Below are 19,256 nucleotides of genomic sequence, written 5' to 3'. Positions count from 1 at the left end.
CGCGGACATGGCAGACCCAAGGGAGGAGCCGCGCCTGATCAAGCTGTGACAAAGACGCGCCGGGTGCCCGAGGGTAGGGTGGCCGCACTCGTGTCGAGGTGGGTGATGGCGGTGGAGTGGCGGGAATTCGCCGAGGCGATGGCCCAGCTCGCGCGGAACCTGCTCGCGCAGGAGTCGCTGCAGGGGACGCTGGACGAGATCGCGGCCTCGGCGGTGCGGCTGGTGGAGGGCTGCGACGCGGCCGGGATTCTGGCGATCCGCAAGGGCCGGGCGGTCACGCTGGCCTCCTGCGGGGAGATGGTCGAGGCGTCCGACCGGCTGCAGGGCGAGCTGGCCGAGGGGCCGTGCTTCGACCTGGCCCGACGCGCGAACGGCGTGGACCGGGAGCGGGTGTTCCGTATCGCGGACCTCACAAGGCCGCAGCCGACCTGGCAGCGGTTCGCCGACGCGGCCCGTGATCTCGGCATCGGCAGCATGACCGGGGTGCTGCTCTACACCCATGACGAGGACTTCGGCGCGCTGAACCTGTACTCCCACCGCCCCGGCGCCTTCGGCAAGGACATCGAGACCGCCGGCTGGCTGCTGGCCTCGCACGCCGCCGTTGCCCTGGCCGACGCCCGCACCATCGACCAGCTCGAGGACGCCATGAAGACGCGGCACGCCATCGGCGAGGCCATGGGCATCCTCATGGAACGCCACAAGCTGAGCGAGGACGACGCCTTCGACGTGCTGCGCCGCATCTCCCAGCACCACAACATCAAGCTGCGCGACGTCGCCCACCGCGTCCGCGGCGACCGAGGCGGCGACCGCGGCGACCAGTGATCGTCCCCGCGGAGCCCTCTCACCGCATCTTATTGCGACCTACTTGCAACAACTGCCTCAAAGCATCAGCATGATCCCTGACGGGGTCGGCCCGATCGTCTTCTCACCCGGCGACCGCCGGCCCGGCCGACCCCGTTCGGACCCGGCGCCGGTCAGACGGCCGCCGGCGCGGCCGGCTCCTCCAGCAGGTCGACCAGCGTCGCCCGGGCGCGCGCCACGCGGGAGCGGACCGTTCCGACCGGGCAGTCGCTGACCTCGGCGGCCTCCGCGTACGGCAGTCCGGCCAGCTGGGTGAGGACGAACGCCTCGCGACGCTCGTCCGGCAGCGCGGCCAGCAGATCCAGCAGCGCGACGCCGTCGTCGAAGCCGGGCAGGTCGCACGGCTGGGCGAGCTCGACGGCAAGCTGCCAGTCCGGTACGTCGGACAGCCGGGGCCGTGCGGCGGCGTACCGGTAGCTGTCCATGACGGCCCGGCGGGCGATGGACAGCAGCCAGGTGCGCGCCGAGGAGCGGCCCTCGAAACGGTGGAGGCCGGCGAGGGCGCGCAGGAACGTGTCCTGGGCGAGGTCGTCCACGGCCTGCGGATCGGCGCACAGATGGGCGACATAGCGCCGGACGTCTCGCTGCAGGGCGCGCACGAACCGCTCGACGGCGTCGGGATCGCCGCCCCGGGCGGCGAGCGCCCAGGCCGTGATCGACTCGTCGAGCGCCGCCGTCCTGTCGTTCGAGGCGCGCGAGGTGGGCAGGGCAGGGGTCATCACCTGGTGTCCTTCTCGGATCCGTGATCCGGACCGGGGCACGCGAGGGCGCGGGCGGTCCGGTGAAGGGGGGAGACGGCCTACGACGCGATGGCGCGCGGGCACAGGAGCGCTACGGCGCGGTCGGCGCCGGGCGCTGCGGCGTTACGGGCGCCTGTGCGGTCGTACGGCCGTGGCCCGGGGCGCGCAGGGGCTGCCCCGGGGAGCCTGCTGTCCTCAGACGACAGCCGTCACGGCGGGAGGACCCCGAGAGGTGATCGCGTGGACGAGAAGGAGCAGTCGCGGCGCCCGGTCCGAGCGGCCGCGCCGCGGGTGCGGAAGCGGGCGTTCCGGGGTGACGGGCAGGGCCAGCAGCAGCCGCAGGGGCGCGGCCAGCCGTCCGGCGACGGCGCGCAGGATGCGGAAGGCGGCCCTCTCGCCGTACGCCAGCCACAGACCGCACAGCAGCGCGGCCACCAAGTGGGCGGCGAGCATGCCCAGCGAGGGCGAGCCGACGGCCGCGGTGCGGGACGTGGCGTGCGTCGGCGCCCCGTCCATCGCGCTCATGTCCATCGAGCCCATGCCGCTCATGTCCATGGCGGTGGTGGACCCGGGTGTCCCGGTGGCCGACTGGGCGAGGGAGAACGCCTCGTGCAGTGCCGTCTGGGCGGCGACCACGACCGTCACGATGAGCGGCAGCCCGCGTTCACGCCCGGCCAGACACCAGCCGGCGAGGCCCGTGGCCGCCGTTCCGGCGCTCAGCGCCCAGGCGGGCACATGGCTGCCGGACATCATGACGTGGCCCAGGGCGGCGAGCACCACGCACACGGCCGCGAACACCGCGGCCCGTACCGTGCGAGAACACCACCCTGCCGTCATGGCGCCTCATCCTCGCATCCGGGCGTCCCTCGTCGGGTGGGGGTACGGAAATCCACAGGGGACCGCACTCAATCCACAGGCTGTGATCCCAACCACGGAATCGGGGGCATCCTGGTGTCCGTACACGCGGACCGGGAGGTGCGGGATGCGGTGGTGGGCCGGGGTGTGGGTGGCGGCCGGGGTGGTCGCGCTGGTGGCGTGCGGCGGGTCCACGGGAGGTGGTGGGGGGTCGGGTTCGCCGTCCCCCGGCCGTTCGTCGGGACCACCCGCCAGTCCGTCGGCCGGTTCGTCGTCCACCGCTCCCGCGAGCCCCTCGCCCACTCCTCCTTCCAGCCCCTCCGGGAGCCGGTCCGCGTCCCCGAGCGCGTCCGCCTCCGCGGCGGGCTGCGTCGCCGGGCACGCGGAGGTCACCGTCGCGCCGGGCGACCCCGTCGAGCGGCAGCTGTGCGTGCGGCCCGGCACCGTCGTGACGCTGGTGCTCCGGCCCCGCGTCGACGACCGCCGCTGGACGGCCGTGAGCACCTCCGCCCCCGCCTTCGTCGTGGTCTCCGGCTGGCGGCAGGACGCGGACGGCACCGCGCATGCCTCGCTGCGCAGCGCCGGCGCCCGGGGCGGCACAGCGAGGATCACCGCGCTGGCGAAGGCCCCGGACGTGGCGGGCGCGGCCCGGCCCGGCTTCACCCTGCGGATGAGCGTGGTGCCGTACCCGACGCAGGGGTAGGCACGCCGGATGACCTCGATGCGCCCGTGGCGGTTCGTGGTGTGGTTCGGGACCGTCAGTCTGCTCGCCGACTTCGTGTACGAGGGCGCCCGCTCGGTCACCGGCCCGCTGCTGGCGTCGCTGGGCGCGTCGGCACTGGTGGTGGGCGTGGTGACGGGGGCCGGGGAGGCGGCGGCGCTGGGGCTTCGGCTGGTCTCCGGCCCGCTCGCGGACCGAACCCGCCGTTTCTGGGGGCTGGCGATCGCCGGATACGCGCTGACGGTCGTCTCCGTACCGCTGCTGGGCGTGGTCGGCACGCTGTGGGCGGCCTGCGTGCTGGTGATCGCCGAGCGGGTCGGCAAGGCCGTGCGGTCCCCGGCGAAGGACACGCTCCTCTCCCATGCCACCGCCGCGACCGGCCGTGGCCGCGGGTTCGCCGTGCACGAGGCGATGGACCAGGTCGGTGCCCTGGTCGGCCCGCTCGTCGTGGCCGGCGTGCTCGCCCTCACCGGCGGTGACTACGCCCCCGCCCTCGGCGTCCTCGCCCTCCCCGGCGTCGCGGTGCTGGTGCTGCTGGTGTGGCTGCGGTCGAGGGTCCCGAACCCACGGTCGTACGAAGAGGAACACGCGCCTCATGAGCACGACCCCCACGAGCACGAGCCCGCCACCCCGGGGTCCGCACCCGCGGCGCTCAGCCGACTCCCCCGCGCCTTCTGGAGGTACGCGGCGTTCACCGCCACCACCACCGCCGGCTTCACCACCTTCGGGGTGCTCTCGTACCACCTGGTCGAACGGCATCTGCTGGCCGCCGCCTGGGTGCCGGTCCTGTACGCCGCCGCCATGGCCGTCGACGCGCTCGCCGCACTGGCGACCGGCTGGCTGTACGACCGTCATGGAGCCCGCGTGCTGGTGGTCCTGCCGGTGCTGGCGGCCGTGGTCCCGGCGCTGGCGTTCACCCGGACCGTGGGGCTCGCGGTGGCGGGTTCCCTGGTGTGGGGCGCGGCCATGGGCATTCAGGAGTCCACCCTCCGCGCGACGGTCGCCGATCTGGTGCCGCCGGGCCGGCGCGCGACGGCCTACGGCGTCTTCGCCGGAGTGGTGGGGGCGGCGAGCCTGGCGGGCGGGGCGCTGACCGGCGCGCTGTACGGCACGTCGATCCCGGCGCTGATCGCGGTGGTGGCGGGCGTGCAGGTGCTGGCGCTGGTGCTGCTCGGGGTCAGCGCGCGCGCCGCATGACAGCGGTGGCCGGCCGCTCCGCTCAGCCGGTCGCCGGTACGTCGTCCTCGCCGATGCATCGGGCGTGCGGGGCGAGCGGCCGTACCGCGCCGCTGAGTTCGACGAGGACGTCGTCGACGGCGGTGACCCGGTCGGAGATCTCGATCTCCACGGCGGGGTCGCGGCCGTAGGTGACCAGCACCTTGCGGCCGTCGTGCGCTTTCGGCCGCCAGACCCAGTCGACGTCATCCACGTTCACACAGGCGTCGGTCGTGGCGGCAGGCGGCTCCAGTCCGCACCGCGCGGTCACCGCCCCGTCGCCCCACACGGCGGCGCCGGGCACCCCGACATCGGCACGCTCGAGTCCCGCGAGCCCGGAGGGATACCCGTCCACCACCCGCCGACAGGCGGCGCTGTCGCCCCGGGCCGCAGCGTGCAGCCCATGACCACTCGCCCGCACCTCGTGCACGACGAGCACACCCCCCAGAACCAGCCCCACGACCCCGACCGCCACCCCGCCCCACACCCTGCCAGCCGCCACGCCCAGCCCCTCCCCGCCAACCGACCGCCCCAGTCTTCCACCGCCCGCACATCCCCCTCGGGCCCCCTCCCGTCACCCGCCCTGCGCGGCAGCGAACCGGGCCTGAACACGGTCCTGGGTTCCCGGTTCGTGTCGGCCGTGATGGGGTTCGTCGCCTTCTTCGACGACGAGGCCCCGCACTGGGCGCGGGTGGTCGTCGCCGTCTCCATCGCCGTGACGCTGGCGGCCTTCGGGCTGCTGGCCCTCCCGCGTCTGTGCCCGACCGGGGGACCAGGCCCTGACGTCCCGGACCGCCCCCGCCCGGCTCCGCGACACCTGGTGGGGGCGGTGCCCTTTCGAATTCACCCGGGCCGGGCCCTCCGTCAGCCCGTCTCGCGGACCGTGCTCCCCGGTGCTCCCCCCACCGTGAAACCGATGACCGCCCCGCCCCCCTCGCGCTGGAAGGCGAAGGGGGCGCCGCCGTGGGCCATGGCCACCTCGCGCACGATGGAGAGGCCGAGGCCGGAGCCGGGCAGGGAGCGGGCGTCGGCGGCGCGGTAGAAGCGGTCGAAGACGCGGACGAGGTCGCAGTCGGCGATGCCGGGACCCCGGTCGAGGACCTCGACGCGGACCGTGCCGGGCCGGGCGGGCCCGGAGACGGCGATCTCGATGGGACCGGTGCCGTCGCGGTCGAACTTCGCCGCGTTCTCCACGAGGTTGGACAGCGCCCGGGTCAGCATCCCGAGCCGCCCGTCCGTCGTCGTGTCGCCGCTCGAGCGGACCGTGACCTCCCGTCCGGTACGGCGCCGGGCGACCCCCGCGACGTCCTCGGCGATGTCGACGAGGTCCACCCGCTGCGGCGGCTCCGTGTCGGACTGCCCGGCGGCGAGATCCACCAACTCGTTGACGAGATCGGTGAGTTCGCGTGCCTCCTGGCCGAGGTCGGCGACCAGTTCCTCCCTCGTCGAGGGCGGCAGTTCGTCGATGCGGCGCAGCAGGGAGATGTTCGTGCGCAGGGAGGTGAGCGGGGTGCGCAGTTCATGGCCCGCGTCCTGGACCAGGCGCCGCTGGTCCTCCTCCGACTGGGCGAGCCGGCCCAGCATCCGGTCGAAGGCGCGGCCGAGGCGGCCCACCTCGTCGTACCCGGTGACCGGCACCTCGATGCCGAGCCGGCGGGTGCGGGCCACGTCCTCGGCGGCCGAGGTCAGGATGATCAGCCGGCGGGTGATGCGCCGGGCCAGCCACCAGCCGAACAGACCGGCGGCGGTGACGACGGCGGCCATCAGGATCAGCGTGCGCTGCTGCAGCGCCCGCAGCAGATCCTCGGTGTCGCTGAACTCCTGCGCCACCTGCACGGCACCCCGCCCGTCGCCGAGCGCCACGGTCGCGATGCGGTAGACGTCCGCGTCGACGCCGACGTCCTTGTGCTCGACCATCCTCGCGGCCGTGCGCGTCGCGGCGATCGCCCGGTCGGCCGCCGTCACCGGCAGCCCGGGGCTCCCGGAGTCGACGACCTTGCCGTCCGGTCCCAGCACCTGGACGTCCGTACGGGCCGGCCGCACGATGTCGTGGCCCGGAGCCGACGAGGAGAAGTCGTCCGGGGTCATCCGGTGCTGGCGCACCTCGTCCCGCAGATCCTGCACGACCTGGTCGAACACCGACTCCTGGTCCACCCGCACCAGCCGCGCCGCCGCGCTGTACGACAGCACGCCGACCAGCACGGTCACGCAGGCGGTGACCGTCGCGAACGACACCGCGAACGTGGTGCGCAGGGAGACCAGCCCGGGCCGCCGTCTGGCCAGCAGCCGCCTGAGCCGGCCCACTCAGTCCTCCCGGAGCACGTAACCCACGCCACGGACCGTGTGGATCAGCGCGGGCGCGCCGGGCTCGTCGAGCTTGCGGCGCAGGTAGCCGACGTACACGGCGAGGTTCTTCGAGCCGGGGCCGAAATCGTAGCCCCAGATCCGGTCGTAGATCGTGGAGTGGTCGAGCACGATGCCGGCGTTGCGCACCAGCAGTTCCAGCAGCTCGAACTCGGTACGGGTCAGCTCCAGCTCGCGCTCCCCGCGCCAGGCGCGCCTGGCCTGGATGTCCATCCGCAGCCCGGCGGCCTCGATCTGCCGGTGGGAGGACGGAACGGCGTCCTTCGTCCCCTTGGCCTCCTTCGGCGGTACGTCGGCCGCGGCGCCGTTCTCCTGGCTGCTGCGGCGCAGCAGGGCCCGCAACCGGGCGAAGACCTCCTCGACGTCGAAGGGCTTGACCACGTAGTCGTCGGCGCCGGCGTCCAGGCCGGCGATGCGGTCCGCGGTCTCGACGAGCGCGGTGAGCATGAGGATGGGGGTGCGGTCGCCCTCGGCGCGCAGGACCCGGCAGACCTGGAGGCCGTCGATGCCGGGCATCATCACGTCGAGGACGAGCACGTCGGGCGGGGTCTTGTGGGCCTGCGCCAGTGCCTCGACGCCGTCGGCGACCGCGGTGACCGCGTAGCCCTCCAGGCTCAGGGCGCGCTCCAGCGCATGGCGGATGGCGCGGTCGTCTTCGGCGAGCAGCACAGTTTGGGGCACGTACCCAGTCTGCCAAGGCCGGTGGCCCTTCCGCCGAAGTGAGCGGACCGACGATCAGCCTTTTTACCGGCCTCTCACCGTCACACGGGCAACCGGAGACCTACGCCTACCGTCTTCTCACCGACGGCCGGAGGTACCGCTCACACTCCGGACGAACCGTTGGGGGACAGCGCCGCCAGCTGCTGCGCGAACGGCACGACCTCCAGGTCGTCCTTGGCCCGCCTCGGACCCGAGAGCCCCGAGAGCTCCGAGCGCCCCGACAGCCCCGTCATCAGCCCGGCCAGCTCCCCCGCCGCCCGTTCGATCCGGCCCTCCAGGCCCTCCGCGCCCCAGTCCTCCGAGGCCGCGTAGACCCCGGTGGGCACGACCACCGCCCGCAGATACGCGAACAGCGGACGCAGCGCGTGTTCCAGGACCAGCGAGTGGCGGGCCGAGCCGCCCGTCGCCGCGATCAGGACCGGCTTGCCGTCCAGCGCGTCCCTGTCGAGGACGTCGAAGAACGACTTGAACAGGCCGCTGTAGGAGGCCGAGAACACCGGTGTGACGACGACCAGCCCGTCCGCCGAGGTCACGGCGTCCTGCGCGGCGGCCAGGGCACGGCCCGGGAAGCCGTTGGTGAAGTTGTGCGCGATCTCCACGGCGAGGTCGCGCAGCTCGACCACCTCGACCTCGACCGGCGCCTGCCGGCCCACCGCCGCGGCCAGCCGGTCGGCCAGCAACCGCGTGGACGACGGGACGCTCAGCCCCGCCGAGACGACGACGAGCTTCATGCGACGACCTCCTCATCGGCAGCCTTGAGTGCGGTGTTCTCGGCGTCGTTCTGTGCGTGCTTCTGGGCCTCGGCGAGCAGCGACGCGTGGGTCGGTGCCTCCGGCACGTCCGCCGGACGGCCCGCCGCGAACTCCTTGCGCAGCACCGGCACGACCTCCTCGCCCAGCATGTCGAGCTGCTCCAGCACGGTCTTCAGCGGCAGCCCGGCGTGGTCCACCAGGAACAGCTGGCGCTGGTAGTCACCGGCGTACTCCCGGAAGGAGAGCGTCTTCTCGATGACCTCCTGCGGGGAGCCGACGGTCAGCGGGGTCTGGTCGGTGAAGTCCTCCAGCGAGGGCCCGTGGCCGTACACCGGCGCGTTGTCGAAGTAGGGACGGAACTCGCGCACCGCGTCCTGCGAGTTCTTCCGCATGAAGACCTGGCCGCCGAGGCCCACGATCGCCTGCTCCGGCGTCCCGTGCCCGTAGTGCGCGTACCGGGTCCGGTACAGCTCGACCATGCGCTTGGTGTGGTCGGCCGGCCAGAAGATGTTGTTGTGGAAGAACCCGTCGCCGTAGTACGCGGCCTGCTCGGCGATCTCCGGCGAGCGGATCGAGCCGTGCCAGACGAACGGCGGGACACCGTCCAGCGGGCGGGGCGTCGAGGTGAAGCCCTGCAACGGCGTCCGGAACTTCCCCTCCCAGTCCACGACGTCCTCGCGCCACAGGCGGCGCAGCAGCGCGTAGTTCTCTATCGCGAGGTTGATGCCCTGGCGGATGTCCTGTCCGAACCAGGGGTAGACCGGCCCGGTGTTGCCGCGGCCCATCATCAGGTCCACCCGGCCGTCGGCCAGGTGCTGGAGCATCGCGAAGTCCTCGGCGATCTTCACCGGGTCGTTGGTGGTGATGAGGGTCGTGGAGGTGGAGAGGATCAGCCTCTCCGTGCGCGCGGCGACGTATCCGAGCATCGTCGTCGGGGACGAGGGCACGAACGGCGGGTTGTGGTGCTCGCCGGTCGCGAAGACGTCCAGGCCGACCTCCTCGGCCTTCAGGGCGATGGCGACCATGGCCTTGATGCGCTCACGCTCGGTCGGCGTACGCCCCGTGGTGGGGTCCGGCGTCACATCGCCGACGCTGAAGATCCCGAACTGCATGGTCGCTCGACCTCCAAGTTGTTGACGGTTCAACTATACCCCTCCAACGAAGCCCGGGTCCCCCGTATTCCGCGGACCGCCAGTGCCCGGTTCCGCCCACTGTCAGTGGCCCGTCCTACGATCCCGACATGGCCGCCGCACGCCGTGACACCCGAGGCATCGTCGGCGCCGCGGACTTCCTCGCCCGCGTGGACTTCCGCCGCCCCGACGCCGCCGAGCCGCTGCGCGCGCACGTCGAGCACTACTGGCTGATCGACTGGGACCTGCCCGAGCCGTATGTCTCGCACGTGGTCCCGCATCCGGCCGTGCACATCGTCTTCCAGCACTTCGAGGGCCAGGAGCCCTTCGTGGAGATCGCCGGCGTCCAGCACGGCCTCTTCACCCAGAAGCTGGAGGGGCGGGGCCGGGTGTGCGGCATCAAGTTCCGGCCGGGCCGCTTCCGCGCCTTCGCGCCGGACCGACCGGTGAGCGCGTGGACGGGCCGCCGGGTCCGCTCCCCCGAGGTCCTCCCGGACGCCGATCTCGCCGCCGTCCTCGCCCCCGACGACGAGACGGCCCGCATCGCCGCCCTCGACGCCTTCCTCCTCGCCCGGGATCCACGGCCCGACCCCCAGGCCGAGCTCGCCGCGGCCCTGGTCGAACGCGCCCGCACCGACCGCTCCATCCGCCGGGTCACCGAACTGGCCCGCACGGAGGGCATGTCCGTACGACTGCTGCAGCGCCTGTTCGCCACCCACGTCGGCGTGGGCCCGAAGTGGGTCATCCTGCGCTACCGCATCCACGAGGCACTGGAGCGCGCCGAGTCCTCCGACAAGCTCGACTGGGCCACGCTCGCCGCCGACCTCGGCTATGCCGACCAGGCCCATCTGGTACGGGACTTCACGGCGACGGTGGGGGTGCCGCCGACGGCGTACGCGGCACAGGGCGGCGCGGTCGGCTGAGCCGGGGCCGATCCGGGGCTGAGCCGGAACCGATCCGGCGCCGAGGAAATGCGCTTGCCCCTCCCGCCTCCCTCGCCGATATTTATCTGCGTGACGCAGATTCTTCGTAACGCAAGAGATGAACCCCGTCTTCCCGTCCGTACGCGCTGGGCCGTCCTCGCCGTCGTCCTCGCCGCCGACGTCCTCGACCTGCTCGACGCGACCATCACCAACATCGCCGCCCCGACGATCACGAGAGACCTCGGCGGCGGCCCGGGCCTCGTGCAGTGGCTCGGCGCCTCCTACGCCCTCGCGCTCGGCGTGCTGCTCGTGCCCGGCGGGCGGCTCGGCGACAAGTACGGGCGCCGGCGGCTGTTCCTGCTCGGCCTCGCCGGGTTCGTCGCGGCCTCGCTGGCCTGCGGACTGGCCCCCGACCCGGCCGCGCTGGTCGTCGCCCGGCTCGTGCAGGGCGCCTTCGGGGCGCTCGTCATCCCGCAGGGCTTCGGCATCCTCGGCGCGACCTGGCCGCGAGAGCAGATCGGCAAGGCGTTCAGCCTGTTCGGACCCGTCATGGGGCTGTCCGCCGTCGGCGGGCCGATCCTCGCCGGACTCCTCGTCGACGCCGACCTCGCGGGCCTGGGCTGGCGCCCCATGTTCCTGATCAACCTGCTCCTCGGCGGCGCCGCCCTGCTCGCCGCCGCCCGTCTGCTCCCCCGCGACACCGGTGACCCGTCCGTCTCCGTGGACGGCCCCGGCTCAGCCCTTCTCGCGGGCGCCCTGCTCGGCCTGCTCGGCGGCCTCATCGACGGCTCGGGCGGCGACTGGGGAGCCCGACCGCTCGCCCTCCTCCTGGCCGGCCTCGCCCTGTTCGCCGCCTTCTGCCACCGCCAGCGCACGGCGCCCGAACCGCTGATCCGGCCCACCCTCCTGCGCAACCGCGGCTTCACCTCGGGCCTGATCCTCGGTGTGCTCGCCTTCGCAGCCGTCGCGGGCCTGCTCTACGTCGTCTCCCTCTACTTCCAGCGCGGCCTCGGCCGCTCCCCCGCGGGCACCGCGCTCGGCCTGATCCCCCTGTCCGCCGGGATCGTCGTCGCGGCCATCGCCTGCCACCGGCTCATCCACCGTCACGGCCGCCGACTGGTCGTCGCCGGACTGCTGCTGATCCTGGCAGGCTGCGGCTGCCTCGCCCTGCTCGCCGGCCGCGGCACCTGGGCCCTCGTCCCTCCCCTGCTCCTCACCGGCCTCGGCATGGGCACCTGCTTCGGCACGGTCTACGACGTCACCATCGGCGACATCGCCCCCGAGGAGGCCGGCAGCGCGAGCGGCTCCCTGAACGCGGTGCAGCAACTGGCCAACGCGGTCGGGGCGGCGGCCGTGACCACCGTGTACTTCGGCACGGCCGACGGAGGCGAGACACACGCCCTGCACACGAGCCTGGCGGTGGTCACCGCGACCGTCGCGGTGTGCCTCCCCCTCGTACGCCTGCTGCCCCGCGAGGCCCCGGCCCGCCACGACACGCAGAACGCATAGGCCTCGCCTAGGCCAGGCCTAGACGTCCCCGGTGCGCAGCCGGGTGATCTGCCGGGCGCTGAAATCGACCGTCCGCCTCATGTGTCCGACGATCACGGCGAGTTGGGCGTCGTCCAGTTCGTCGAAGAGGGTGGACCAGCCGCCGCTCAGCCGCTCCCACATCCGGCCGAACTCGGCGATCTTCTCCGGCACCGTCAGCACGAGCACCTTGCGCCGGTCGGTCGCGTCCCGCCGCCGTACGACGTACCCGGTCTTCTCCAGCCGGTCCACCAGCCGCGTCGCCGACCCGGTCGTCAGCCCCGTCAGCTCGGCGATCCGGCCCGTGGTGACCGGCCCGCCCTCCAGCGTGAGCAGGTTCAGGCACTGCAGATCCGTCGGATGCAGCCCGATGCGGTCCGCCACGGCCTGGTTGAACAGGGCGTACGAGGCCATGTACCGGCGCGAGACCGTGGACAGCTCCTCCAGCAGCCGCTCCCGTGCGCCACCCGCCATGCCCCGCTCCCTCACTTCTGCACCGTGCAGAGATCGTACGACGCAGACGTCCACCTCCCCGGAAGCCACGCAGCCGCCGGGGCGTCGCGGCGCAGAGTAGTAGGTGCTCAGACGTAGTAGGTGCTCAGAAGTAGTAGTCGTCGCCCGTGGCCAGGACGAGCACCCGCTGCCGGTCGTTCTGCCGGTTCCGGTCCACCGTGCCGCCGCTCCACACCGTGTCGATCTGCAGCAGCACCTCCGACGGCGCGCCCCGCAGCCGTACCCGAAGCCCGATCCGCTCGCCCACCTCGTCCGCCGCCAGCGCCCCCACCCGGCACAGCACCGCCCGCGACTCCGACCGCGCGCAGCCCGCCGGCAGCGTCTGCGCGTCCGTCAGCGCCCGCGACCAGCGCAGCCGTACCGTCGCGTCCGGTACGGCGGACGGCCCGAAGTTGCCGGGCGTGAACCGCACCTCCACCCGCCCGTCCGCCAGCGAGGCGGCACCGTGGTAGGCGAGGTCGGCCTCCGGACCGCCCCCGACGGCCCGCGCGGGACCCACCGCCCCGCAGACCGCGGCCAGCACCGCCGCCGCCCCCGCAAGAACCCTCCGCATGCCCCACTCCTCACTCCGGCGCCGTGGACGTACGGATGTATCCCGCGCGGGGGCGCCCCGCAGGCGCCCTCCATCAGGTGACGGCGCGCGTGACAGGCTGCTGCCATGCTCATCGCCCGCTCCGCCGCCCTGTTCGTCCTCGCCGCCCTGTTCGAGATCGGCGGCGCCTGGCTGATCTGGCAGGGCGTCCGCGAACACCGCGGCTGGCTGTGGATGGCCGGAGGCGTCCTCGCCCTCGGCGCGTACGGTTTCGTGGCCACGTTCCAGCCCGACGCGCACTTCGGCCGCATCCTGGCGGCGTACGGCGGCATCTTCGTCGCGGGCTCGATCCTGTGGGGGGTGGTCGCGGACGGGTACCGGCCGGACCGCTGGGACATCACCGGGGCCGCGATCTGCCTGGCCGGCATGGCAGTGATCATGTGGGCCCCGAGAAACGGGGGCTGACCCCCACCCGCGGAGGGGCGCTGCCCCACACCGAGGGGCCCTGGCCCACACCGCCGGGCACTGCCCCACACCCACGGGCGCTGCCCCATACCGACGGCCGCTTCCCCACACCGGCGGGCCCCACCCCGCACCCACAGGCGCTGCCCCATACCGACGGCCGCTACCCACACCGACGGGACCACCCCACACCGACGACCGCCACCCACACCGACGACCGCCACCCACACCAACGAGCCCACCCCACACCGACGGCCCCCACCCGAACCCACGGGCCCCACCCCACACCGACGACCGCTCGGCGTCTCCCGCCTATCCTGTCCGGGACGAACCCGCGCACCGAACCCGCGCGTCGAACCCGTACACCGAACCCGCGAGGAGCACCTTCATGGCCCCGTCCCGCATAGCGATCGTCACCGGCGCGAGCAGCGGAATCGGCGCCGCGACCGCCCGCAGGCTCGCCGAGGCCGGCTACCGCGTGGTCCTCACCGCCCGCCGCGAGGACCGCATCGAGGCGCTGGCCAAGGAGCTCAACGAGGCGGGCCACCAGGCGACCGCGTACCGGCTCGACGTCACCGACCGCGCCGCCGTCGACGAGTTCGCGACGGCCTTCAAGACGGTCGCCGTCCTCGTCAACAACGCCGGCGGAGCCCTCGGCGCCGACCCGGTCGCGACCGGCGACCCCGCCGACTGGCGCACGATGTACGAGACGAACGTCCTCGGCACGCTGAACGTCACCCAGGCCCTGCTGCCCAAGCTGGTCGCGAGCGGCGACGGCACGGTCGTCGTGGTCTCCTCCACCGCCGGCCACGGCACGTACGAGGGCGGCGCGGGCTATGTCGCCGCCAAGCACGGCGCCCACGTCCTCGCCGAGACCCTCCGCCTGGAGATCGTCGGACAGCCGGTGCGGGTCATCGAGATCGCGCCCGGCATGGTCAAGACCGACGAGTTCGCGCTGACCCGCTTCGGCGGGGACGCGGAGAAGGCGTCCAAGGTGTACGAGGGCGTGGCCGAGCCGCTGACCGCCGACGACGTGGCCGACACCATCGGCTGGGCGGTCACCCGCCCCCACCACGTCAACGTCGACCTCCTGGTCCTGCGCCCGCGCGCCCAGGCGTCGAACACAAAAGTCCACCGGGACCTGTGATGGCCGCCGACGAGAACGAACGGCGGCGCCTCGACCTGGAGAAGAAACGCGAACGGTACGTCTGGTACTACCTCGCGTACTTCCTGTTCGGCATCCATGTCGTCGCGTTCGTGATGATCTACGCCGTGCTGCACGCCAAGTAGGCATAGAGTCACAGCCTGTGGACAGACATCTGCGCTTCGACGTGCTGCACAACTTCCGTGACCTGGGCGGCTATTCGACCCCCGACGGGCGCCGGATCCGTCCCGGGCGCCTGTACCGGGCCGACTCGCTGGGCAAGTTGCGGCAGGGCACGGAGGACTGGTCCCGCTTCCTCTCGCTGGGCGTCCGCACGGTCGTCGACCTCCGCCACCCCTGGGAGATCGAGAAGCGCGGCCGTGTGCCGGACGACCCGTCCTTCAGCTACCACAACCTCAGCATCGAGCACCGCCCGTACAACCAGCCGGCGTTGCCGCCCGGGCTCGACCCGGGTCCGTACCTGGCGGAGCGGTACATGGAGGTGGCGGAGGACGGCACGAAGGAGATCCGCCGGGCGCTGGAACTCATCGTGGCCGCGGCGGAGTCCTGCTACCCCCTGGTCTTCCACTGCGCGTCCGGCAAGGACCGCACGGGCCAACTGGCGGCGTTCGTCCTGTCGTTGCTGGGCGTCCCGGACGAGACGATCATCGAGGACTACAGCCTCACCGAACTCGCGGCACCGGCGATTCTCGCGGCCTGGACGGCACGGGAGGGCCGCGCACCGACCTGGCTGGGCTTCGGCCGCGCCCCGGCGACGGTCATGCGCACATACCTCGCCGCCATGAAGGCGCGTCACGGCTCGATCGAGAGGTACGTGACCGAGGAACTGTCCCTCGACGCCACGGAGTTGGCATCCCGCCTGCGCGCGTCCCTCCTGGAACCCCGCCCCACCACCTGGCCGCCGCTGACCTACCGCAGGGCGACCCCCGCCGACGCCCCCGCCCTGGTCCGCCTCCGCGACACGGCCGCCCTCCGGCAACTGGCCCGGGGCATCGACCAGTGGAAGCCGGGCGAGAAGGACGAGACCCACTTCCACACCCGCATGCGGGAGGGCGAGGTCTGGCTGGCGTACGCGGACGACCACCTCACCGGCGCCTACGAACTCTGGTGGGACGACCCGGCCGCCTGGGGCCCCCGCCCCGCCGACGCGGGCTACATCCACCGCCTCATGACGGTCCCCCACACCTCCCCGCCCGGCACGGGCCGCCACCTCCTCGCCCACGCCGAATCCCGCATCACCGCGAAGGGCCGCCCGCACGCCCGCCTCGACTGCCTCGCCACCAACCCCGCCCTGCGCGCCTACTACGAGGCGGCGGGCTATGAAGTGGTCGGCGAACAGCGAGCCAAGGAGGGCGGCGCGGGCAGCCCCTATGCGGTGACGCTGCTGGAGAAGCGGTTGTCGGGCTGAGTCAGCCCTTCACGCAGACGACCTGCTTCAGCTTCGCCACGACCTCGACGAGGTCCCGCTGCTGATCGATGACCTGCTCGATCGGCTTGTAGGCGCCCGGGATCTCGTCGACCACGCCGGAGTCCTTGCGGCACTCCACGCCCCGCGTCTGCTCCTCCAGGTCCTTGGTGGAGAAGCGGCGCTTGGCGGCGTTGCGGCTCATGCGCCGACCCGCGCCGTGGGACGCCGAGTTGAAGGCCTTCTCGTTGCCGAGCCCCTTCACGATGTACGAACCCGTGCCCATGGAGCCCGGGATGATGCCGTAGTCGCCGGAGCCCGCGCGGATCGCGCCCTTGCGGGTGACGAGCAGGTCCATCCCGTCGTAGCGCTCCTCCGCCACGTAGTTGTGGTGGGCGCTGATCTCCGGCTCGAAGGTCGGCTTCGCCTTCTTGAACTCCCTGCGGACCACGTCCTTCAGGAGCGCCATCATGATCGAGCGGTTGTACTTCGCGTACTCCTGCGCCCAGAACAGGTCGTTGCGGTAGGCCGCCATCTGCGGGGTGTCCGCGATGAAGACGGCGAGGTCGCGGTCGACCAGACCCTGGTTGTGCGGGAGCTTCTGGGCCACGCCGATGTGGTGCTCGGCGAGTTCCTTGCCGATGTTGCGGGAACCGGAGTGCAGCATCAGCCATACGGAACCGGTCGTGTCCGTGCAGACTTCGACGAAATGGTTTCCGGATCCGAGCGTACCCATCTGCTTTCCGGCACGCTCGTGGCGGAATTTAACCGAATCGGCCACCCCGTCGAACCGCCCCCAGAAGTCCTCCCACCCGGCCGTCGCGAAACCGTGCAGCCGCCCCGGGTCGACCGGGTCGTCGTGCATTCCGCGGCCCACCGGAATCGCCTGCTCGATCTTCGACCGCAGCCGTGAGAGATCCCCCGGCAGGTCGTTCACCGTCAGGGACGTCTTCACCGCCGACATTCCGCAGCCGATGTCCACCCCGACCGCCGCCGGACACACCGCACCCCGCATCGCGATCACCGAGCCGACCGTCGCACCCTTGCCGTAGTGAACGTCCGGCATGACCGCGAGGCCCTTGATCCAGGGCAGCGTGGCGACATTGCGGAGCTGCTGGAGGGCGCCCTCCTCGACCGACGCGGGATCGGTCCACATACGGATCGGGACCTTCGCGCCCGGTATCTCGACGTAGTACATGTCTTCCTCATTCCCCCGGAAAAACAAACAGAGCTATACAGAAGTGGGTAATCGAAAAAAAGGTGCCAAGGTCTACGAAAAGGACAGCGGACCGGCGGTCACGGCGTTGCGTGCGATAGACATTGTCTGCAGGGGTGCCCCCTGCGCGGCAAGCGATTAACCAGCGAGAGGAGCCTGACCGTGCAGCGGAAGGCGTACGTATCCGGCGTCGCCGCGCTCCTCGCGGCCCTGCTGGCCGGCTGCACCGGCGGCTCCAGCGGCGGCGGCACGACGGACGACGCGAACCCGGGCAACGCCGGCTCGGCCACCGCCGTCGCCCAGCCGGGCAAGTACGACACGCTCCCGGAACCGTGCAGCGCGGTCAGCCACAACACCCTCGACTCCCTGCTGCCCGGCATCAAGCAGATCGCCGACCAGGACCAGCGCGCGAAGGCGTACCAGGGAGAGGCCGACCTCACCTACGACACCGACCGCAAGTCCGGCTGCCGTTGGAAGGTGGAGTCCACGGACGCGACGGACCATCTCCTCGTCGACTTCGAGCGGGTGGTGTCGTACGACAACGCCGTGAGCGACGACGCCGAGGCCCAGCAGCTGTTCGCGATGAAGGTGGAGGCGGCGGACCTGCCCGAGCCGACCGCCTCGAGCTCGGACGCGGGCGTGACCGCCGACGCCGGTTCCTCGCCCACCGCCTCGTCCTCGGCATCGTCCTCCACCTCCTCCCCGCCGTCCTCCTCGCCGTCCTCCTCCTCGTCCGGAACCCCCTCCGACCTCCAGCCACGCGTCCTGTCCGGTCTCGGCGACGAGGCGTTCCTCGACGACGTGGTCGGCGGCTCCGGTTCGACGGCGCAGCAGCGCACGGTGACTGTGGCGTTCCGCACGTCGAACGTCATCGTGACCATCGAGTACGAGGAGCAGCCGGCCACCGTCGGCACGGTCCCGGACAGCAAGGAAATGCAGGACAGGGCAAGGAAACTGGCCTCTCAGCTGGCGGACACGCTGGGCGGATAAGGGGTGTTCACCGCTCCCCCGCGTCCCTTCGCAAAGCTTTCAAAGCAAAACCGCACAGAGTCCTCACCGCGTACCGTGGCCCCTCGGACCCGATCCGACGGCAGGAACCACGAGCGTCATGAGTGAAGGAACCATGCAGCGACCAGCACAGCGAGATGAGCTCGACCAGCGAGAGAAGCGGGCGGGGCGCCTGGGCCGTGTCCTTGTCTGCGCGGCGGCGGTCCCCGTGATGCTGATCGTCGCCGGCTGTTCCTCGGACTCCGGCTCCGGTGACAGTGGGAGCAAGGGGTCGGAGAGCGGCGGGAAGACGTCCGCGCCGGCGGGCGGGAGCGCGTCGCCGACGGTGCAGGCGGCGGCGTACCGGACGATTCCCGACTCGTGCGGGACGTTGTCGAAGAAGACGCTGACCTCGCTGGTGCCGAAGGGGGCCAAGTCCGGCAAGAAGGGCGCTTCGGACGAGGCGGGCACGCGGGCGAGTTGCTCGTGGAGCAGTCTGGCCAACAACGGTGTGAAGGGCTCGCAGTTCCGCTGGCTGAACGTGTCGCTGCTGCGTTTCGACTCGGACGCGGCGCGCGGTGAGGGCAACCAGCTGGCGCACGTGTACTACGAGAAGCAGCTCAGGGACGCCCAGTCGGTGGCGGGCGCGAAGAACGTCAAGTCGCAGGCGGTCGCCGGGACGGGCGACGAGGCGACGGCGGTGCGCTACGACCTGAAGAAGAAGGAGGGCGCCTTCAAGCAGCAGACGGTCGTGGCGCGGGTGGAGAACGTGGTCGTCACCCTCGACTACAACGGCGCGGGTCTGGCCGGTGACAAGACGCCGAACGCCGACGATCTGAGCAAGCTGGCGCAGCAGGCGGCCAAGGAGGCGGTGGCCTCGGTGGCGGCGGCCAACGGCGACGGCGGCCAGGGCGGCGGTTCCGGCGGCGACTCGGGTTCGGGCACGGCGAAGCCGTCGCCTTCGAAGTCCGCGGCGCCGTCGGCGTCGGCGTCGAAGGCGGGGAAGTCCTCAGCGTCCCCGTCGAGCTCCCCTTCCTCCTCAGCGTCGAAGAAGAGCTGACCGTCACATCTGGACGGCAAATCGCAGCTCAGTACCGCATTTTGACGGAGCCCGGCCCCCTGTGACGGCCGGGCTCCTCCCGTCCGGCAATACGACCGCCGCACACAT

21 protein-coding genes are annotated in these 19,256 nt (G+C 72.2%); 11 read left to right on the top strand and 10 right to left on the bottom strand.

The window, feature by feature from the left end; all coding sequences use genetic code 11:
• The first annotated feature begins 105 nt into the window (after positions 1 to 105).
• Entirely contained in the window at positions 106 to 822 is a 717-nt protein-coding gene (locus tag ACWCQ1_RS23130; RefSeq protein ID WP_451027336.1) for a GAF and ANTAR domain-containing protein, read from the top strand.
• 152 nt (positions 823 to 974) lie between these two features.
• Here ACWCQ1_RS23130 and ACWCQ1_RS23125 read toward each other — a convergent pair whose 3' ends face one another.
• Both ACWCQ1_RS23125 and ACWCQ1_RS23120 read right to left on the bottom strand, forming a co-directional pair.
• On the bottom strand, positions 975 to 1,583 hold the full coding sequence (locus tag ACWCQ1_RS23125) for a sigma-70 family RNA polymerase sigma factor (RefSeq protein ID WP_358593008.1): 609 nt from the start codon (positions 1,581 to 1,583) through the stop codon (positions 975 to 977).
• 213 nt (positions 1,584 to 1,796) lie between these two features.
• Complete coding sequence (locus ACWCQ1_RS23120) at positions 1,797 to 2,438, bottom strand: hypothetical protein (protein ID WP_451027262.1); 642 nt, start codon at positions 2,436 to 2,438, stop codon at positions 1,797 to 1,799.
• A gap of 145 nt (positions 2,439 to 2,583) precedes the next feature.
• On the opposite strand from ACWCQ1_RS23120, the gene ACWCQ1_RS23115 reads away from it, so the two are divergent.
• Complete coding sequence (locus ACWCQ1_RS23115; protein WP_451027261.1) at positions 2,584 to 3,159, top strand: hypothetical protein; 576 nt, start codon at positions 2,584 to 2,586, stop codon at positions 3,157 to 3,159.
• A gap of 9 nt (positions 3,160 to 3,168) precedes the next feature.
• Positions 3,169 to 4,374, top strand: coding sequence for an MFS transporter (locus tag ACWCQ1_RS23110; protein ID WP_451027260.1), 1,206 nt, complete (start codon positions 3,169 to 3,171; stop codon positions 4,372 to 4,374).
• A gap of 22 nt (positions 4,375 to 4,396) precedes the next feature.
• On the opposite strand, the gene ACWCQ1_RS23105 is transcribed toward ACWCQ1_RS23110, so the two are convergent.
• The 5 genes from ACWCQ1_RS23105 to ACWCQ1_RS23085 all read right to left on the bottom strand — a co-directional run bounded on the left by ACWCQ1_RS23105 (position 4,397) and on the right by ACWCQ1_RS23085 (position 9,340).
• Positions 4,397 to 4,894, bottom strand: a complete 498-nt coding sequence (locus ACWCQ1_RS23105) for a DUF3515 family protein (RefSeq protein WP_165954821.1) — start codon at positions 4,892 to 4,894, stop codon at positions 4,397 to 4,399.
• Positions 4,895 to 5,256: 362 nt separating this feature from the next.
• A complete protein-coding gene (locus tag ACWCQ1_RS23100; protein WP_451027259.1) occupies positions 5,257 to 6,696 on the bottom strand; it encodes a HAMP domain-containing sensor histidine kinase in 1,440 nt (479 codons plus the stop codon).
• Entirely contained in the window at positions 6,697 to 7,437 is a 741-nt protein-coding gene (locus ACWCQ1_RS23095) for a response regulator transcription factor (protein ID WP_133043470.1), read from the bottom strand.
• Positions 7,438 to 7,577: 140 nt separating this feature from the next.
• On the bottom strand, positions 7,578 to 8,207 hold the full coding sequence (locus ACWCQ1_RS23090) for an FMN reductase (RefSeq protein WP_358592997.1): 630 nt from the start codon (positions 8,205 to 8,207) through the stop codon (positions 7,578 to 7,580).
• A complete protein-coding gene (locus ACWCQ1_RS23085; RefSeq protein WP_358592996.1) occupies positions 8,204 to 9,340 on the bottom strand; it encodes an LLM class flavin-dependent oxidoreductase in 1,137 nt (378 codons plus the stop codon). The genes ACWCQ1_RS23090 and ACWCQ1_RS23085 overlap by 4 nt, the downstream gene beginning before the upstream one ends.
• A gap of 128 nt (positions 9,341 to 9,468) precedes the next feature.
• Here ACWCQ1_RS23085 and ACWCQ1_RS23080 point away from each other — a divergent pair, with 128 nt between their 5' ends.
• Both ACWCQ1_RS23080 and ACWCQ1_RS23075 read left to right on the top strand, forming a co-directional pair.
• Entirely contained in the window at positions 9,469 to 10,281 is an 813-nt protein-coding gene (locus ACWCQ1_RS23080; RefSeq protein WP_358592994.1) for a helix-turn-helix domain-containing protein, read from the top strand.
• 90 nt (positions 10,282 to 10,371) lie between these two features.
• Positions 10,372 to 11,790, top strand: a complete 1,419-nt coding sequence (locus ACWCQ1_RS23075; protein ID WP_451027258.1) for an MFS transporter — start codon at positions 10,372 to 10,374, stop codon at positions 11,788 to 11,790.
• A gap of 18 nt (positions 11,791 to 11,808) precedes the next feature.
• Here the strand turns inward: ACWCQ1_RS23075 and ACWCQ1_RS23070 are convergent, their stop codons facing one another.
• Entirely contained in the window at positions 11,809 to 12,282 is a 474-nt protein-coding gene (locus tag ACWCQ1_RS23070) for a MarR family winged helix-turn-helix transcriptional regulator (protein ID WP_133043475.1), read from the bottom strand.
• A 124-nt stretch (positions 12,283 to 12,406) separates the two neighbouring features.
• Positions 12,407 to 12,874 (bottom strand): hypothetical protein, encoded by a 468-nt coding sequence (locus tag ACWCQ1_RS23065; RefSeq protein WP_451027257.1) that lies wholly within the window; start codon positions 12,872 to 12,874, stop codon positions 12,407 to 12,409.
• Positions 12,875 to 12,979: 105 nt separating this feature from the next.
• Between ACWCQ1_RS23065 and ACWCQ1_RS23060 the strand changes: the two genes are divergently transcribed.
• From ACWCQ1_RS23060 to ACWCQ1_RS23045, 4 genes are all read left to right on the top strand, one after another.
• Positions 12,980 to 13,318 (top strand): YnfA family protein, encoded by a 339-nt coding sequence (locus ACWCQ1_RS23060; RefSeq protein WP_133043477.1) that lies wholly within the window; start codon positions 12,980 to 12,982, stop codon positions 13,316 to 13,318.
• A gap of 385 nt (positions 13,319 to 13,703) precedes the next feature.
• Positions 13,704 to 14,462: an SDR family NAD(P)-dependent oxidoreductase gene (locus ACWCQ1_RS23055; protein WP_133043478.1), complete on the top strand. Its 759-nt coding sequence runs from the start codon at positions 13,704 to 13,706 to the stop codon at positions 14,460 to 14,462.
• A complete protein-coding gene (locus ACWCQ1_RS23050; protein WP_165954824.1) occupies positions 14,462 to 14,605 on the top strand; it encodes a hypothetical protein in 144 nt (47 codons plus the stop codon). Before ACWCQ1_RS23055 ends, ACWCQ1_RS23050 begins: the two co-directional genes overlap by 1 nt.
• Positions 14,606 to 14,622: 17 nt before the next feature.
• A complete protein-coding gene (locus tag ACWCQ1_RS23045; protein WP_451027256.1) occupies positions 14,623 to 15,888 on the top strand; it encodes a GNAT family N-acetyltransferase in 1,266 nt (421 codons plus the stop codon).
• 1 nt (position 15,889) lies between these two features.
• Here the strand turns inward: ACWCQ1_RS23045 and ACWCQ1_RS23040 are convergent, their stop codons facing one another.
• Positions 15,890 to 17,083, bottom strand: a complete 1,194-nt coding sequence (locus ACWCQ1_RS23040) for an RtcB family protein (RefSeq protein WP_451027255.1) — start codon at positions 17,081 to 17,083, stop codon at positions 15,890 to 15,892.
• Between the two features lie 180 nt (positions 17,084 to 17,263).
• Here ACWCQ1_RS23040 and ACWCQ1_RS23035 point away from each other — a divergent pair, with 180 nt between their 5' ends.
• Both ACWCQ1_RS23035 and ACWCQ1_RS23030 read left to right on the top strand, forming a co-directional pair.
• Complete coding sequence (locus ACWCQ1_RS23035) at positions 17,264 to 18,091, top strand: DUF3558 domain-containing protein (protein ID WP_451027254.1); 828 nt, start codon at positions 17,264 to 17,266, stop codon at positions 18,089 to 18,091.
• 133 nt (positions 18,092 to 18,224) lie between these two features.
• The gene (locus ACWCQ1_RS23030; protein WP_451027253.1) at positions 18,225 to 19,148 is read left to right on the top strand and encodes a DUF3558 domain-containing protein; all 924 of its coding nucleotides are present in this window, start codon (positions 18,225 to 18,227) and stop codon (positions 19,146 to 19,148) included.
• Positions 19,149 to 19,256 lie beyond the last annotated feature (108 nt).

The organism is Streptomyces sp. NPDC002144, from assembly GCF_053593695.1.
Note: the sequence above shows the minus strand (reverse complement) of the source record. Positions and strands in the feature narration are given on the sequence as shown.

Excerpts from the sequence above, each read along its gene's own strand:
- ACWCQ1_RS23130 (WP_451027336.1), top strand. The coding sequence starts at position 106 with ATGGCGGTGGAGTGGCGGGAATTCGCCGAGGCGATGGCCCAGCTCGCG.
- ACWCQ1_RS23120 (WP_451027262.1), bottom strand. The coding sequence starts at position 2,438 with ATGACGGCAGGGTGGTGTTCTCGCACGGTACGGGCCGCGGTGTTCGCG.
- ACWCQ1_RS23115 (WP_451027261.1), top strand. The coding sequence starts at position 2,584 with ATGCGGTGGTGGGCCGGGGTGTGGGTGGCGGCCGGGGTGGTCGCGCTG.
- ACWCQ1_RS23110 (WP_451027260.1), top strand. The coding sequence starts at position 3,169 with ATGACCTCGATGCGCCCGTGGCGGTTCGTGGTGTGGTTCGGGACCGTC.
- ACWCQ1_RS23090 (WP_358592997.1), bottom strand. The coding sequence starts at position 8,207 with ATGAAGCTCGTCGTCGTCTCGGCGGGGCTGAGCGTCCCGTCGTCCACG.
- ACWCQ1_RS23085 (WP_358592996.1), bottom strand. The coding sequence starts at position 9,340 with ATGCAGTTCGGGATCTTCAGCGTCGGCGATGTGACGCCGGACCCCACC.
- ACWCQ1_RS23080 (WP_358592994.1), top strand. The coding sequence starts at position 9,469 with ATGGCCGCCGCACGCCGTGACACCCGAGGCATCGTCGGCGCCGCGGAC.
- ACWCQ1_RS23070 (WP_133043475.1), bottom strand. The coding sequence starts at position 12,282 with ATGGCGGGTGGCGCACGGGAGCGGCTGCTGGAGGAGCTGTCCACGGTC.
- ACWCQ1_RS23065 (WP_451027257.1), bottom strand. The coding sequence starts at position 12,874 with ATGCGGAGGGTTCTTGCGGGGGCGGCGGCGGTGCTGGCCGCGGTCTGC.
- ACWCQ1_RS23060 (WP_133043477.1), top strand. The coding sequence starts at position 12,980 with ATGCTCATCGCCCGCTCCGCCGCCCTGTTCGTCCTCGCCGCCCTGTTC.
- ACWCQ1_RS23055 (WP_133043478.1), top strand. The coding sequence starts at position 13,704 with ATGGCCCCGTCCCGCATAGCGATCGTCACCGGCGCGAGCAGCGGAATC.
- ACWCQ1_RS23050 (WP_165954824.1), top strand. The coding sequence starts at position 14,462 with ATGGCCGCCGACGAGAACGAACGGCGGCGCCTCGACCTGGAGAAGAAA.
- ACWCQ1_RS23040 (WP_451027255.1), bottom strand. The coding sequence starts at position 17,083 with ATGTACTACGTCGAGATACCGGGCGCGAAGGTCCCGATCCGTATGTGG.
- ACWCQ1_RS23030 (WP_451027253.1), top strand. The coding sequence starts at position 18,225 with ATGCAGCGACCAGCACAGCGAGATGAGCTCGACCAGCGAGAGAAGCGG.